Genomic DNA, 14,599 nt, shown 5'->3' with positions numbered 1-14,599 from the left:
AGCCTGGAGAAGGCCTGCAGCGACGGCACGGATGCCGACGCGCGTGCCGATGTCATGATGGGCGCTCTGGCGGCGGGCTGCGCGTTCGGCACCGCCGGCACGGCGGCGGCGCATGCCGTGCAATATCCGGCAGGCGCCCTCACCCACACCGCCCATGGTTTGGGCGTGGCGACAATGATGCCTTACGTGATGACTTATAACAGCCGCGTCGCCGCTCACGAGATGGCAGAGATCGGCGCGGCACTTGGCTTGGAGACCAAGGCCAGAACCGCCGCCGAGATGGCAGCCGCCACAATCGAGGAGATCAGGCGATTGTTCGCGGCGATCGGTATTACGCCGACACTGGCGGATTTAGGCCTCCCCGCCGACAAGCTTGACTGGACCGCCGAGCAAGCGCTCGGCATCGACCGCCTGATCAAGAACAATCCGCGTGCCTTCGATCTCGGCACGATGCGACGCCTCGTCCAGGCTGCCCATGACGGCGACCTCGCCGCCTGCGTTATGTGAAAAACGGAACAAAGCGATGAATTTGAAGGCTCAGCAACTCGACCAGGATGGCTATGACGTGCGCGGTTTTTCGCACGGACTTTACATCGACGGCACTTGGCGGCCGTCCTCCGACGGTCGGCTCATCGATGTGGTCGATCCCTCCTCCGGGGCGGTGATCGCGGCAGTTCCCGATGCGACGGTCGAGGACGCCACCGCCGCCGTCGAGGCGGCGGCCAAGGCGGCCAAAGGATGGCGGGAGACGGCGCCGCGCAAACGCTCGGAAATCCTCAGGCGTTGTTTCGAACTGATGGTCGAACGCTCGGAAACGCTTGCCATGCTGATCTCGCTGGAGAATGGCAAGGCGCTGCGCGACGCGCGCGGCGAAGTGGCGTACGCCGCCGAGTTCTTCCGCTGGAATGCTGAGGAAGCGGTCCGGATCACCGGTGAATTCGGCACTGCGCCATCCGGCACCAACCGGATCGTGGTCGATTATGAGCCGATCGGAATCTGCGTGCTGATCACACCGTGGAATTTTCCGGCCGCGATGGCGACCCGCAAGATCGCGCCGGCGCTGGCGGCAGGCTGCACTGTCGTCCTGAAGCCGGCAAGTGAAACACCGCTGACGGCCTATGCGCTGGCGGCACTCTACAGCGAAGCCGGCGTGCCTGCCGGTGTCGTCAACGTGCTGACCACGACCAGTCCCGGGCCGCTGACTTCGGCCATGCTCGCCGATCCGCGCGTCAGGAAGCTGTCCTTCACGGGGTCGACGGGTGTCGGCAGAACCTTGCTCGGCGAGGCTTCAAAGCATGTCATTTCCTGTTCGATGGAACTCGGCGGCAATGCCCCGTTTGTCGTCTTCGACGATGCCGAACTCGACGCCGCCCTCGACGGCGCGATGATCGCCAAGATGCGCAACGCCGGCGAAGCCTGCACCGCCGCCAATCGCCTCTATGTACAATCGGGAATTTATGATGCTTTTGCCGACGGGCTCCGCAAGCGCATGGCGGCACTTAAGGTGGGAGCGGGACCGAATGCAGACACAGAATGCGGGCCGATGATCACCAGAAAGGCTGTCGACAAGATTGACCGCCTGGTCAAGGACGCCGTGGGCCGGGGGGCCAAGGTGCTTTGCGGCGGGGCGATTTCGGAGGAAGAAGGGTTCTTCTATCCGCCCACAGTGCTGTCCGATGTGCCGCCCGATGCGGAGATGGCGCACGAGGAGATTTTCGGCCCGGTGGCACCCATCACACGCTTCGACACCGAGGCCGAGGCGATCGCACATGCTAACAACACGGAATATGGCCTGGCCGCTTATATATACACACGCGATATTGGACGCGGCATGCGGGTGGCGTCGGGGATCGAGGCCGGCATGATCGGTCTCAACCGAGGACTGATGTCGGATCCGGCCGCACCATTCGGAGGCGTCAAGCAGAGTGGCCTTGGCCGCGAAGGCGGCCAGCACCACGGCATCGCCGAGTTCATGGAGGCTAAATATATTGCCGTCACCTTCTGAACCGGCAGTCATGTCAAAGGACCCTTTCCGCACGCGCGACCATGTGGCCGACTTTGACGATATCGTGGCCGACATAGTAAGCCGCAGCGCCGAAACCCGGGCGACCCTGCCAATGTCGGCTGATATCGCCTATGGCGAGGGCAAGGCCGAAAGGTTGGACCTGTTCTTTCCGCCCGGCGCGCGCAGGGATCTTCCCGTGCACATCTTCATCCATGGCGGCTACTGGCGCATGTTCTCCAGGAGCGACTATTCTTATGTAGCGAACACAGTCACCAAAGCTGGGGCGATTGCCGTCATCGTCGACTATGCGCTGATGCCCGAATTCAGGATGGCGGCAATCGTCGCCCAGGTCCGGCGCGCCAAACAATGGGTGCTGGACAATATAGCCGCTCATGGCGGTGACCCTGCCCGGCTAAGCGTAAGTGGTCATTCGGCGGGCGCACACCTGGCCACATTCCTGTTCGAAAAGACGCCAATGCCATCGCGCATACGTGCGGCGCTGCTGCTAGGCGGCCTTTACGACCTCAAGCCCCTTCAGACGTCCTTCGTCCAGCCGCTAATCGGAATCACCGATGAGGAGGCAGCTGCCTTCACCCCAATGACGCGGTGGCATGACCCGGAGACGGCAGCGACCATTCTCGTGGGAGATCAGGAAACGTCACCTTTTCACCAGCAGGCCGCCAACTTCGGAAAGCGCTTGCGCGCGCAGGGGCACCTTGTCTGCGACCTCCGCCTGAATGACCGAAACCACATGAACAGCGTGCGTGATCTGGGCATCAGCGGCACACAATCTGGCGATTGCCTGATGGCGATGATCGAGGGAAACTGCCTATAGGACGGAACCTGGGGAAGCAGAGCCGCTTGACTGCCGGGCCAGACACTCCCGTCACTCAAGAAAGTACCGTCACGGGATCGCGGCACGCTACCGGCATCGGGCTGAGCTTTGCGGCAGGTGAAATCCGGCAGAGGACACAACCGACGATTCCTCATCCTCTTTCTCCACACTGACGAACTGCACAGCGCATCAGAAAATCGAAATTGCCCCTGCCGCCCTGAGTCGCGATGGTCTTAACGCAAGCAGCCGGCTTAGGGCTGTGGAGGAAACGTCGTCGCGGCAAAGCCCCTGGGGCAAGGCCGCTTTGGCACGCCGCTGGTTCAAACCGGCAGCGAGGGAGGAACTGACTTGGCTGGTTCGGGCAAATCCGACACCGCGCGCTTGGGTATCAAAATGTCCCAGGAACTCGTCGTCGGCGCGATCTCGGCCGTCCTGTTCCTGGTGTTCTCGGCGACGCTCAACAATTTCCTGAGCCAAGGCAACATCCTTGCCATTCTCAAGAATGTCTCGATCCTCGGCACGCTGGCCGTCGGCATGGGGTTCATCGTCGTCGGGCGCGGCATCGACCTGACCATGGTGGCGGTGATGGTGGTCGGCGTCGCCTTCAGCATTTGGATCTCCACCTGGGGCGTCGACTTCACGCTGGCCATCATGTGCGGCGCCATCCTGGTCGCGGTCATCGGCCTGTTCACCGGCGTCATGGTGGCAGTGGCCGAAATTCCGCCGATCTTCGCCACCCTTGCCATCGCATCCTCGGTCTACGGCTCTGGCCGCATCGTCTTTGCGTCCGACGTGCTCTATGCCCCCTCCGATATTGGCTGGCTGAAATTCGTCGGCAACGGAACCATCTTCAGCATCCCGATGTCGGTGATCATCTTCGCGGCTGTGGCCGCGCTCATGGGTTTCTTCCTGAGGAAGACCCGCTTCGGCCGGCTGGTCTATGCCACTGGCGACAACCCGAACGCGGCCCGCACCACCGGGCTGCCGACGCGCCCGATCATCGTGACGCAATATGTCATCAGCGCCCTCATTGCCTATACCGCCGGCATCATCATGCTGGGGCTGGTCACCGGCATCGACACGCGCCTCTACAATTCCAGCCTGATCTACGACGTGCTGCTGGTGGTCGTGTTGGGCGGCATCGGCCTCTCCGGTGGCCAGGGCGGCGTACGCAACGTCATCGTCGGCACCATTCTGGTCGGCATCCTGACCAACGGGATGACGATCCTGAACTTCAGCTACACCAGCCAGAACCTGATCAAGAGCGTGATCCTGCTGGGCGCGCTGGCGATCGACGCCATCATCAATCCGCGCGACGAGCAGACCTCGCAAAGCGGCGACATCTGAAACAAGAACCGAGACATAAATCTGGGAGGAGAAACATGAAATTGTTCAAGAACTGCCTGTTCGCGGGCATGACAGCGCTCGCGCTGCTGGGCGCGGCGAAAATCACCACGGCGCAGGAAACCGACCAGGTCGGCCGCTCCACGTATCTCGAGGCGCTCAAGGGCAAGAAGGTCATCTTCGTGCCGATCTCACAGGGCATGGACCTCAACCAGGCATGGGTGGTGGTGTGGCAGCGTCACGCGGCACGCTACGGCTTCAGCCTTGAAGTGCGTGATCCCTCCGGCGACACCAATGCCGGCATCCGCGCCATGCAGGGCGCCATCGCCGAGAAGCCGGACCTGATCATCGTGCAGAACCCCGATGTCCAGACCTACGCACGCCTGTTGAAACAGGCGCAGGCGGCCGGCATCAAGGTGCTGCAAGTCAACATGCAGTCGGCCACCCAGACCGACAGTTATGTCGGCAATGACTGGATCGAAATGGGCCGTCTCGAAATGGGCGAACTGGCCAAACACTGCACCGGGCCCAATGCCGTCTCGCACAAGGTGGTCTGGCTCGCCGGCGTCCAGACGGGCGCCGCCAACATCTACATGCGCACCGGCATCGACGAGGTGCTGAAGGCCAATCCCGAGCTGCAGCTCGTCTCCGACCAGCCGGCCGATTACATGAGCGAAAAGGCCCGCCAGATCACCGAGACGGTCCTCCAGCAGCATCCGGACCTGTGCGGCATCATGGGCATCTGGGACAATGCCGAGGTCGGCGCAGGCGCCGCCGTCGCGGCCGCCGGCAAACAGGACCAGGTGACGATCGTTACCAATGGCGCCGGCAGCGCCACGGGCTGCGAGAGCATCAAGAACGGGCTGCTCGACGTGATCTTCAACTTTAATGCCCCGATCCAGGCCGAGATCGCCGCACAGCAGATTTCCGAGCTGCTGCAGCAGCCCGAGCGGCAAGCGGGCAGCGAGAAGACCATCTTCTTCGGCCCGATCACCCGCGTCGACAAGGCCAATGCGACCGGCAGGAATTGCTGGAAGCTGGACGAGCTCAAGTAACGGACTTCCTTGATGAGCATGGCCGAAAGCCTTGTGCGCTGGCGCTACCGCCTGCTCCCCGACCACGTGGTCGGGGAGATCCTGACCAAGAAGTGGATCGACAGCGTCATCCCCTTCACGGCGCTGGTCATTTTGTGCGCGATCTTCGGCTCGATCGTGCCGGGCTTCTTCGATCTGGCGACGCTGACCAATCTCAGCGGCCAGACCGCCGAGCTTGGCCTGGTAGTGCTCGGCATGACCATCGTCATGGTATCGGGCGGCATCGATCTGTCTGTCGGGTCGACCTTCGCGCTCGCCGTGCTGGTCACGCTCTATGGCATGAATGTCGAGCAGTGGAGCTTTGGTACCGGCCTGTTGGCGTGCCTGGGCCTCGGCGTCGTCTGCGGCGCCATCAACGGCTTCCTGGTTGGCTTCCTGCGCATGCGGGCCTTTCTCACCACGCTGGTGACGCTCATCATCTACCGCTCGACCTTCGACATCGTCTTCCCGCAGGTCTCGACGCGGATCGTCACCAGCGGTTCGGATTCGCCGGCCTATGATTTCCTTGGTTTCGGCACGATCTGGGGCGTGCCGACATCCTTTGTGGTCTTCGTCGTCATCGCGCTGATCATCCATCTCGTGCTGTCGCGCGCCCGCTATGGCTGGCGGCTGTTCGCGGTCGGCGGCGCGCGGCGCTCTGCCTACAATGCCGGCATCAATGTGCGCTTCATCTTGTTCAGCGCCTATGTCTTGTGCTCGGTGCTGGTGGCGCTCTCCGGCTTCTTCTTCTCGGCCCGCATCGGCAGTGCTGCTTCCGACATCGGCACCGGGCTCGAACTGCAGGTGTTGACCGCGACCGTGCTCGGCGGCATCTCGCTCGGCGGCGGGCGCGGCTCGGTCGCCAAGGCGCTGATGGGCACCGTTTTCGTGCTTGTCCTGTCGAACAGCCTGCTTGCGCTGGCCGTGCCCGGCCCGGTCAATTTCCTGATCCTCGGCATCGTGCTGCTTTTGTCGGTGCTTCTCGACGTGCGCTGGGTGAAGAACCGCCACAAGATCCTGCGCAGTGTCTACATCTCGCCGACCTTCGCCAAGATGCCGCAGGCGATCTCGACCGCGTCCGGCGCGCCGATGGCGGTGAACGACCGGTTGAAGGACGTCGGCGTCATCGGCCTCGGCTTTCTCGACGGCGCGGAAGATGTGATCTTCGACCGGCAGGACCGCCTCTACACCGGCAGCCGCCAGGGCGATATCCTGCGCTTCCAGCCGCCGCACTACACCGACAGCGAAGTGTTCGCACATATTGGCGGCTCGCCGCTCGGCATGGCTTTCGACCGCGACGACAACCTCGTCATCTGCGTCGCCGGCATGGGCCTCTACCAGGTCTCGCCGGCCGGGGATGTAAAACTGCTGACCGCCGAGACCAACCGCTCACTGACCTCGGTGGTCGACGACTCCACCATGAAGCTCGCCGATGACTGCGACATCCTGCCGGACGGCCGCATCGTCTTCTCGGAAGCGACAGTGCGCTTCGAGATGCACGACTGGTATGCCGACGCGCTGGAAAGCCGCGGCAACGGACGCATCATCGTCCATGATTCCAAATCCGGTTCGACACGCACACTGCTGTCGAACCTCGTCTTCCCCAATGGCATCTGCACGGCCTTCGACGGCCAGTCGGTGCTGTTCGCCGAAAGCTGGGCCTGCCGCATCAGCCGCTACTATTTCGATGGCCCGAAGAAGGGCCAGGTCGAGCGCGTCATCGAGGGCTTGCCCGGCTATCCCGACAACATCAACCGCGCCTCCGACGGCACCTACTGGCTGGCCCTGATGGGCATGCGCACGCCGGCATTGGATCTCTCGCTTGAAATGCCGGGCTTCCGCCGCCGCATGGCGCGGCGCGTATCGGAAGATGCGTGGCTGATGCCCAATCTCAACACCGGCTGCGTGCTGCGCTTCGACGAAAACGGCCAGATCCTCGAAAGCTTGTGGGACCAGGCCGGCGAGAAGCATCCGATGATCACCTCGATGCGCGAGCACAAGGGCATCCTCTATCTCTGCGGCATCTTCAACAACCGCATGGGCACTTTGCCCCTGAAAGGCGTCGATCCCGACTGGTTCAGCTCGGATTCCTACTGGGGCAAAAAGTCATGAGCGGTTTGAACCAGCTTCTTGACCGCTTTCTCGGCCGTGGCGAGTGGGCCGTGACCGTGCCGACGCTCGACGGGCCGTTGCTGCCCAACCAAGGACTGGAGGAAGCCGGTCAATTCGCCGGCCTCGCCGAGGCCGACAATCTCGTGCGCACCGAAAAGGGCCTCCTGGCAAGCAGCGCGAACCGGCTGATGCGCTTTAGCGCCGACGGCCATGCCGAAACCTTGCAGGAATTTCCGGGCGAGATCACCGCACTCGCCCATGCCCGCGGCATGACCGCGATGGCCATCGACGGCAAGGGCGTCGTCATCCGCGGCGGCCTGCATGACGGGCGCGAGGCGACGGGCGAGGAGGCTCGCCGCCTCTCCTGCATCACCGCTCTCACCTTCCTCGACAGCAACACCTTGCTGGTGGCCAACGGCTCGGCCTCAGTGCCGGCGAGCGGTTGGCGTCGCGACCTGATGCAGAAGAGCGTATCCGGTTCGGTCTGGCGGCTCGATCTGAAAAACGGCCGGCTGGAGCTGATCAGGGATGGCTTGGCCTGGCCGGCCGGCATCGCCACCACCGGCTCCAACCGCATCTACGTCTCGGAGGCCTGGCGCCACCGCGTGCTGGCGATCGACCTTGCCACCAAGGCGACGCTGCCCGTGCTGGAGCATCTGCCGGCCTACCCCGCGCGCATCGCTCCGGCCTTCAACGCCGGCTACTGGCTGACCTTCTATTCCGTGCGCAACCAGTTGGTGGAGTTCATCCTGCGCGAGGACACCTACCGCACCCGCATGCTGGCGGAAGTCCCCGAGGCCTACTGGATGGCGCCGTCGCTCGGCTCATGGCGCGACTATCGCGAGCCCATGCAAGGCAGCCAGTTGAAGCAGATGAACGTGCTGAAGCCATATGCGGTGACAAGGTCCTACGGGCTGGTGGTCCTTTGCGACCAGAACATGAAGCCGCTGTCGAGTTTCCATTCGCGCGCCGACGGCAAGGTGCACGGGACGCTGAGCGCCTGCGAGCTGGGCGATGATCTTCTGGTCGCCTCGCGCGGCGGATCGAGGATCGTGCGCGTGGCGAGCGCCGCCAGTGGCAAGCGAGGCTAAGCGATGTCGGACGCCAACATCATTGAACTCAGGGACGCCGCCAAGGCGTTCGCGCGCATTCCGGCCTTCAAGAATGTCAATTTCGACCTGCGCAAGGGCGAAATCCATGCGCTGCTCGGGGAAAACGGCGCCGGCAAGTCGACGCTGACCAAGGTCATGGCCGGTGTCTTCAAGCTGACCGAGGGCAAGATGACCTTCGACGGCAAGGATGTGTCCTTCGCCACGCCCGCCGAAGCGCTGCGCGCCGGCATCGCCATGGTGTTCCAGGAAACCAACCTGGTGCCGGCCATGACGGTGGCGCAGAATCTCTATCTCGGCGAAGAGAAGATGTTCAACCGGTTGCGCGGCCTCTACATTCAGGCGCGGCAGTTCCTCGCCGGCATGGGCTTCCAGGTCGACCCGTCCGCGCAGGTCAGCACGCTGGGCGCGGCGCACAAGCAGATGGTGGAGATCGCGCGCGCCGTCCACCACAAGGCACGCGTCATCATCTTCGACGAGCCGACCGCGACGCTGACGCCCGAAGAGAAGAGCCACTTCTTTAAACTTTTGCAGCGGCTGGTGAAGGAGGGCATCGCCGTCATCTTCATCACCCATGCGCTGGAAGAGGCGCTTGCCGTCGCTAACCGCATCACGGTCATGCGCGATGGCGAGATTGTCGCGTCCGGCGAAGCCAAGGGCTTCACCCGCGCTTCGATCGTGCAGGCCATGGTCGGCCGCACGCTGACCGAAACGCTGCATGGCGAGGTCAAGCGCACGGCGCGGCCTTATGGCGACAAGGTGCTTTCGGTCGAGAACCTGTCCTGCGCCGGCCTGGTGCGCAACTCTTCCTTCTCGGTGTTCTCGGGCCAGGTCACCGGCATGTTCGGCCTTGTCGGCGCCGGCCGCACCGAAATGGCCAAGGTCGTCGCCGGACTGTTGAAGCGCAACATCTTCCACGGCGGCGAGATCCGCCTGCTCGGCAAGTCGGTGCGCTACCGGGTGCCCAGGCCTGCGGTGCGCGACGGCATCGTCTATGTCACCGAGGATCGCAAGGTCGACGGCTTCTTCGAAACCATGACTGCGGGCGAGAACCTTCAAGTGGGTGAACTGACCGAGGGCGCCAATCCCGTCTCCATGGTGTCGCTGGCGCGGGCCAGGCAACTTGCCCGCGAATGGGGCGAACGTCTGAGCCTGCGGCAGACCAGCGACCGAGCTCGGATGATCGAGCTCTCCGGCGGTAACCAGCAAAAGGTCGTGATCGCCAAATCGCTGATCCAGAAGCCTAGGCTGGTGATCTTCGACGAGCCGACACGCGGTGTCGACGTCGGCGCCATCGTCGAGATCCACCAGCTCATCAGCGATCTCGCCGAGCAAGGCATGGCCGTCGTTGTCATCTCGTCCTATCTGCCTGAAATTCTCGCCGTTTCGGATCGCATTCTGGTGGTCAAGCGCGGCCGCGTGGTCGAGGAGATGATGTTGTCGGAGGCCACCGAGGAGCGCGTCATGTTCGCCGCGGTTCATTGAGCGGCTCGACAAGGAAGACACTTTTGCCGGTCAAGCCAGGACCAATGTCTGGCCGGTCCTATTGCCTTGCAATCGGTTCCGCGTCTGAATAGGTCAGGGGTCAGATCACCCTGCCCGAGCGGATATGCCCAGCATTAACCTCAAACTTCTGCAGACGTTCCTGCTTGCCGCCGAAAACGGCAGCTTCCGTCGTGCTGCCGAGGAGAGCAATCGTTCGCCATCGGCGGTCTCGATGCAGATTCGCGACCTTGAGGAGCAGATCGGCATCTCGCTGTTTATCCGCACCGCACAGCGTGCAAGCCTGACGCCGGAAGGCCAGATCCTGTTCGAGGAGATCGCCAATGTGATGTCACAGGTGCAGACCAGCCTCGACCGGCTGACGGAGGTCGCCGCTCGGCGCAAGGGCAAGGTGCAGATCGCCTGCGCCCCGACGCTCGCGGCAAGCCGGCTGGGCGATATCCTGGCGACATTCAAGTTGCGCTATCCCCGCAGCATCGTCGAGGTCATCGAGAGCCCGCCGCAGGCCGCGCTTGGCCTTTTGCAACAGCAGGAGGTCGAGTTTTACATCGGCCCGGAACTGCCAAACCTGACGGACTTCCAGTTCGAGTCTATCCTCGACGATCCGCTGATGGCCTGCATTCCCACGGAAATATACGGCGGCGAAAAGAAGCTGCTGCTCTCCGACCTGCTGCGCTATCCGCTCATCCTGCTCAACCGCAAGACCGCCGTGCGCGGCCTTGTCGATCGGCTGACGGCGGCGGAAGGCATCGAGCTCAAGCCGCAATACGAGGTCGAAAGCGCACAGACGGCGGTGGCGCTGGTGTGTTCGGGACTTGGCGTCTGCGTGGTGCCCGGCATCGCCATTTCGCGCAATGACGAGCGCATGCGAGTGGTGCCGATCGACCATCGCGACGCCCACCGCTCCGTCGGCATCATCACGGCGCGGGGCTATGTGCACCACTCCTTCTCCGAACAGCTGATGAACCTCATCCGCACCAATTTGCGCGAACTGGCAAACTGAGCATCGCGCCTTCGGACAGGCACCTTGCACGAGCGCCGAGAATAGTGCGGGAACGCCGTCATTCGCAGCCCGGCCTCACCTGAATATCAGCGCACCCTCAGTCGGTCTGGATCCAGACCGATTTGGTCTCCAGATATTCATGCAGATGTTCGATGCCGCCCTCGCGGCCGTAGCCGGACATCTTCATGCCGCCGAACGGCACCGCCGGGTCGATGGCGTGGTACATGTTGACCCACACCGAGCCGGCCTTGATGCGGCGGGCGAGCTTGTGCGCGGTGCCCAGATGGGTGGTGAAAATGCCGGCTGCCAAGCCATAGGGCGTCGCATTGGCCCGCGCCACGGCTTCGTCGAGCGTGTCGAACGGCATCGCCGAAATCACCGGACCGAAGATTTCTTCACGCGCGATGGTCATCTTGTCCGACACCGCGCCGAAGACGGTCGGCGCGATGAAATTGCCGCCGTCGTAGGGCTCGCCCGTCAGTCGAGATCCGCCCGCTATCAGTTCCGCGCCTTCGTCGCGGCCGGCCTTGATATAGCCCACCACCTTGCCGGCCTGCCTGGCATTGATGAGCGGGCCGATTTCGGTTTCCGCCTCGATGCCATGGCCGATGCGAAGCCTGCCGGCAAACTCGGCGACCCGGCGCACGAATTCGTCATGGATTTCGCGCGCCACGAACAGCCGCGATCCGGCGATGCAGATCTGGCCCGAATGCACGAACACCGCCATCGCGGCGACAGGAACCGCCTTGTCGATGTCGGCATCGCGGCAGACGATGATCGGCGATTTGCCGCCGAGTTCCAGGGAAACGCGCTTGAGGTTTGTCACGCCCGCCCGCGCGATGGCCTGCCCGGTCAGCGTCGAGCCGGTGAAGACGATCTTGTTGACGTCGGGATGTTCAGCGAGCCGCGCACCGGCCTCCGCCCCGGTGCCGGTGACGACGTTGACGACGCCGTCGGGAACGCCGGCTTCCTGCATCAGCCTGGCGATCAGCAGCGGCGTCAACGAGGCGTCCTCCGAGGGCTTCAGCACGATGGTGCAGCCGGTGGCCAGCGCCGGCGCGATCTTCCAGATCGACGCGGCGGTCGGAGCGTTCCAGGGGATGATCGCGCCGACAACGCCCACCGGCTCGCGCCTTGTGAAGCTGACGATCTCGCCGGGGATCGAATTGTCTATGGATTCGCCATGCAGCGCGGTCGCCATGCCCGCATAGAAGCGCAGCATGCCGATGACGCGCCGCCGGTTGGCGAGCGTGCGCGTGATCGGCAGTCCCATGTCGAGAGTGTCGGAAACGCTGAGCTCTTCCCAATGAGTCTCGAAGAGATCGGCGATGCGCAGAAGCACGCACTGCCGCTCATAGGGCGAGAATTTTGACCACGGCCCTTCGAAAGCCGTGCGCGCAGCCGCCACCGCCGCATCGACGTCGGCGGCCGAGCCACGCGGGACGGTGGCCAGCACTTCGCCAGTCGCCGGGTTGAGCGCCTGCATCTCCTGGCCGGATTGTGCCGGAACCCACCTGCCGCCGACGAACATCGGCCGGAATTCGCCGTGGTAGAGCGCCGTGGCCTTCGCCCGCGGGTCGAAATTCAGCGTCATCCCTTCCTCCTCACAATTCCGTGGCGACTATGCCTCCGACGCCGGTCGACCTCAAACAAGGAAAGCTAAAAGGGCGTTCAGATAATCGGACTGTGCAATGTACGCGACTTCCCCGATGGTGCCGGCAATGGAGGAACAGATATGAGACTTGCTGGCAAGGTCGCCATCGTCACTGGCGGCGGTTCGGGATTTGGCGAAGGCATCGTCAGGAAATTCGTCACCGAAGGTGCGCGGGTCGTGTTGATGGACCGTGATGGGGCCGCCGCGGCCCGCGTTGCTGCCGAAGTCGGCGAAAATGTGCGGCCAATCACTGGCGACGTCTCGACACTCGCAAGCTTCGAAGCGGCGGCAGACCTGGCCCGCTCGGCCTTTGGCGGTCTCGACATACTGGTCAACAATGCCGGCGTGGCCCAGCCGCCCCTGGCGCTCGAGACGATGGACGAAGAGACGTTCGACCGGATCGCCAACGTCAACATGCGATCCATCTACAATGGCGCCCGTGCGGTCGTTGCGCATTTCAAATCCATCAAATCGGGCGCCATCCTCAACGTCGCCTCCACCGGCGGCGTCTCGCCGCGCCCGAATTTGACCTGGTACAATGCTTCCAAAGGCTGGGCGATTGCCGCCACCCGGGCCATGGCCGTGGAACTCGCCCCCTTCGGCATCCGCGTCAACGCCATCAACCCGGTTGCCGGCGACACGCCGCTTCTGTCCACCTTCATCGGCTCCGGCGAGGAAAACCGCGCCCGCGTCGTCGCCACCATTCCGATCGGCAGGCTGTCTACGCCGGCGGACATGGGCAACGCCGCGGCATTCCTGTGCTCCGACGAGGCCAGCATGATCACCGGCGTCGACCTCAATGTCGACGGCGGCAAGTGCATCTGAGCGTTAGACCATTTGGGAGTTGGCGATGAAGCCTGTCTACGAAATCGCCGTGGTGCATGGCGACGGCATCGGCCCGGAAGTCTGCGCCGCAGCGGTTCAAGTGGTGAAAGCAGCGCTTGGTCCCGGCAACCCCTTGCACTTCAGCGAATACCCGGCCGGAGCCGAGCATTTCCTGAAGACCGGCCAGAGCTTTCCCGAGCCGACCTTCCAGGCCTGCCGCGCGGCGGACGCCATCCTGCATGGTGCGGGCGGCTTGCCGGGCGTCGTCCATCCCGATGGAACCGAAGCAGGCCTGGATTTCACGCTGAGGCTGCGCTTCGAACTCGATCTCTATGCCAACATCCGCCCCGTCAGGCTCTTCGAGGGCGTGCCGAGCCCGTTGAGCGGCGTGAATGCCGGAGATATCGACTACATCATCTTGCGCGAGAACAGCGAAGGGCTTTACGCCGCGCGGGGATCGGGCGCGCTGTTGCGCGGCGAAGTCGCGGTCGACACCCTGGTGCAGACCCGTTCCGGCATCGAGCGCATCGCGCGCAAGGCCTTCGAACTGGCGCGCCAGTCGGGCGGCGCGCCCCGTGACGGCGTGCGCCGGGTCACCTGCTGCGACAAGGCCAACGTGCTGCGCAGCTATGCCTTCTTCCGCTCCGTCTTCGACGAAGTGGCGAAGGACTATCCCGATATCGCGACCGAGCACGCGCTGGTCGACGCCATGGCGATGCATCTCGTGCTGAAACCGGGCCATTTCAACGTCATCGTCAGCGAGAACATGTTCGGCGACATCCTGTCCGACCTCGCCGCCGCGACGGTGGGCGGGATGGGCATGGCGCCTTCAGCCGAGATCGGCGCGGCCAACGGCTTCTTCCAGGCCGCGCACGGCTCGGCGCCCGACATTGCCGGCCAAGGTATCGCCAATCCGTATGGGACGATCCTGTCGGCAGCCTCGATGCTCGACTGGCTCGGCCACAAGCATGGCGACGAGAGGCTCAACCAGGCCGCGGCGCGCATCCGTCGCGTGACCGAGGACTGCCTGGCCAACGGGCTTCTGAGCGCCGACCTGAAAGGCAGGGCGTCGACCAGCGAGATAACCCGCTCGATCTGCGACCGGCTCGCGGCAGCGGCGTGACTGATGATCAAGG

At 63.7% G+C, this 14,599-nt stretch carries 12 protein-coding genes; 11 read left to right on the top strand and 1 reads right to left on the bottom strand.

Translation table 11 applies throughout. The annotated features are described in order from the left end of the window. The 9 genes from EN749_RS03100 to EN749_RS03060 all read left to right on the top strand — a co-directional run. On the top strand, positions 1-507 hold a 507-nt coding region (locus EN749_RS03100; protein ID WP_128362541.1), incomplete at its 5' end, for an iron-containing alcohol dehydrogenase. Positions 508-523: 16 nt separating this feature from the next. Beyond that, positions 524-2,005 carry an NAD-dependent succinate-semialdehyde dehydrogenase gene (locus EN749_RS03095; RefSeq protein WP_128362540.1) on the top strand — a complete coding sequence of 494 codons (1,482 nt, stop codon included), beginning with the start codon at positions 524-526 and terminating at the stop codon, positions 2,003-2,005. A 10-nt stretch (positions 2,006-2,015) separates the two neighbouring features. Then, positions 2,016-2,840, top strand: a complete 825-nt coding sequence (locus tag EN749_RS03090; protein ID WP_189367341.1) for an alpha/beta hydrolase — start codon at positions 2,016-2,018, stop codon at positions 2,838-2,840. A gap of 393 nt (positions 2,841-3,233) precedes the next feature. Further along, positions 3,234-4,187, top strand: a complete 954-nt coding sequence (locus EN749_RS03085; protein WP_245491240.1) for an ABC transporter permease — start codon at positions 3,234-3,236, stop codon at positions 4,185-4,187. A 35-nt stretch (positions 4,188-4,222) separates the two neighbouring features. Continuing rightward, positions 4,223-5,239 (top strand): sugar ABC transporter substrate-binding protein, encoded by a 1,017-nt coding sequence (locus EN749_RS03080; protein WP_127320431.1) that lies wholly within the window; start codon positions 4,223-4,225, stop codon positions 5,237-5,239. Positions 5,240-5,251: 12 nt separating this feature from the next. Beyond that, positions 5,252-7,369: an SMP-30/gluconolactonase/LRE family protein gene (locus EN749_RS03075; RefSeq protein ID WP_128362538.1), complete on the top strand. Its 2,118-nt coding sequence runs from the start codon at positions 5,252-5,254 to the stop codon at positions 7,367-7,369. Further along, positions 7,366-8,460, top strand: coding sequence for a strictosidine synthase (locus tag EN749_RS03070; protein ID WP_127811200.1), 1,095 nt, complete (start codon positions 7,366-7,368; stop codon positions 8,458-8,460). Before EN749_RS03075 ends, EN749_RS03070 begins: the two co-directional genes overlap by 4 nt. 3 nt (positions 8,461-8,463) lie before the next feature. Then, the gene (locus tag EN749_RS03065) at positions 8,464-9,963 is read left to right on the top strand and encodes a sugar ABC transporter ATP-binding protein (protein ID WP_127811201.1); all 1,500 of its coding nucleotides are present in this window, start codon (positions 8,464-8,466) and stop codon (positions 9,961-9,963) included. 124 nt (positions 9,964-10,087) lie between these two features. Further along, on the top strand, positions 10,088-10,984 hold the full coding sequence (locus EN749_RS03060) for a LysR family transcriptional regulator (RefSeq protein ID WP_027036279.1): 897 nt from the start codon (positions 10,088-10,090) through the stop codon (positions 10,982-10,984). 97 nt (positions 10,985-11,081) lie between these two features. Here EN749_RS03060 and EN749_RS03055 read toward each other — a convergent pair whose 3' ends face one another. Further along, positions 11,082-12,578, bottom strand: coding sequence for an aldehyde dehydrogenase family protein (locus EN749_RS03055; RefSeq protein WP_128287397.1), 1,497 nt, complete (start codon positions 12,576-12,578; stop codon positions 11,082-11,084). Positions 12,579-12,719: 141 nt separating this feature from the next. Between EN749_RS03055 and EN749_RS03050 the strand changes: the two genes are divergently transcribed. Both EN749_RS03050 and EN749_RS03045 read left to right on the top strand, forming a co-directional pair. Then, entirely contained in the window at positions 12,720-13,463 is a 744-nt protein-coding gene (locus EN749_RS03050) for a glucose 1-dehydrogenase (RefSeq protein ID WP_128287398.1), read from the top strand. Between the two features lie 25 nt (positions 13,464-13,488). After that, entirely contained in the window at positions 13,489-14,586 is a 1,098-nt protein-coding gene (locus EN749_RS03045) for an isocitrate/isopropylmalate dehydrogenase family protein (RefSeq protein WP_128362537.1), read from the top strand. Positions 14,587-14,599 lie beyond the last annotated feature (13 nt).

The sequence above is a fragment of the Mesorhizobium sp. M7A.F.Ca.ET.027.02.1.1 genome, assembly GCF_004022985.1.
Taxonomy (GTDB): Bacteria; Pseudomonadota; Alphaproteobacteria; order Rhizobiales; family Rhizobiaceae; genus Mesorhizobium.
The sequence above is the reverse complement of the archived record's forward strand: the minus strand, read 5'-3'. Positions and strand labels throughout refer to the sequence as shown.

What these genes read in the sequence shown, in the direction of transcription:
- EN749_RS03095 (WP_128362540.1), top strand. Translation starts at nt 524, where the DNA reads ATGAATTTGAAGGCTCAGCAACTCGACCAGGATGGCTATGACGTGCGC.
- EN749_RS03090 (WP_189367341.1), top strand. Translation starts at nt 2,016, where the DNA reads ATGTCAAAGGACCCTTTCCGCACGCGCGACCATGTGGCCGACTTTGAC.
- EN749_RS03085 (WP_245491240.1), top strand. Translation starts at nt 3,234, where the DNA reads ATGTCCCAGGAACTCGTCGTCGGCGCGATCTCGGCCGTCCTGTTCCTG.
- EN749_RS03080 (WP_127320431.1), top strand. Translation starts at nt 4,223, where the DNA reads ATGAAATTGTTCAAGAACTGCCTGTTCGCGGGCATGACAGCGCTCGCG.
- EN749_RS03075 (WP_128362538.1), top strand. Translation starts at nt 5,252, where the DNA reads ATGAGCATGGCCGAAAGCCTTGTGCGCTGGCGCTACCGCCTGCTCCCC.
- EN749_RS03070 (WP_127811200.1), top strand. Translation starts at nt 7,366, where the DNA reads ATGAGCGGTTTGAACCAGCTTCTTGACCGCTTTCTCGGCCGTGGCGAG.
- EN749_RS03065 (WP_127811201.1), top strand. Translation starts at nt 8,464, where the DNA reads ATGTCGGACGCCAACATCATTGAACTCAGGGACGCCGCCAAGGCGTTC.
- EN749_RS03060 (WP_027036279.1), top strand. Translation starts at nt 10,088, where the DNA reads ATGCCCAGCATTAACCTCAAACTTCTGCAGACGTTCCTGCTTGCCGCC.
- EN749_RS03055 (WP_128287397.1), bottom strand. Translation starts at nt 12,578, where the DNA reads ATGACGCTGAATTTCGACCCGCGGGCGAAGGCCACGGCGCTCTACCAC.
- EN749_RS03050 (WP_128287398.1), top strand. Translation starts at nt 12,720, where the DNA reads ATGAGACTTGCTGGCAAGGTCGCCATCGTCACTGGCGGCGGTTCGGGA.
- EN749_RS03045 (WP_128362537.1), top strand. Translation starts at nt 13,489, where the DNA reads ATGAAGCCTGTCTACGAAATCGCCGTGGTGCATGGCGACGGCATCGGC.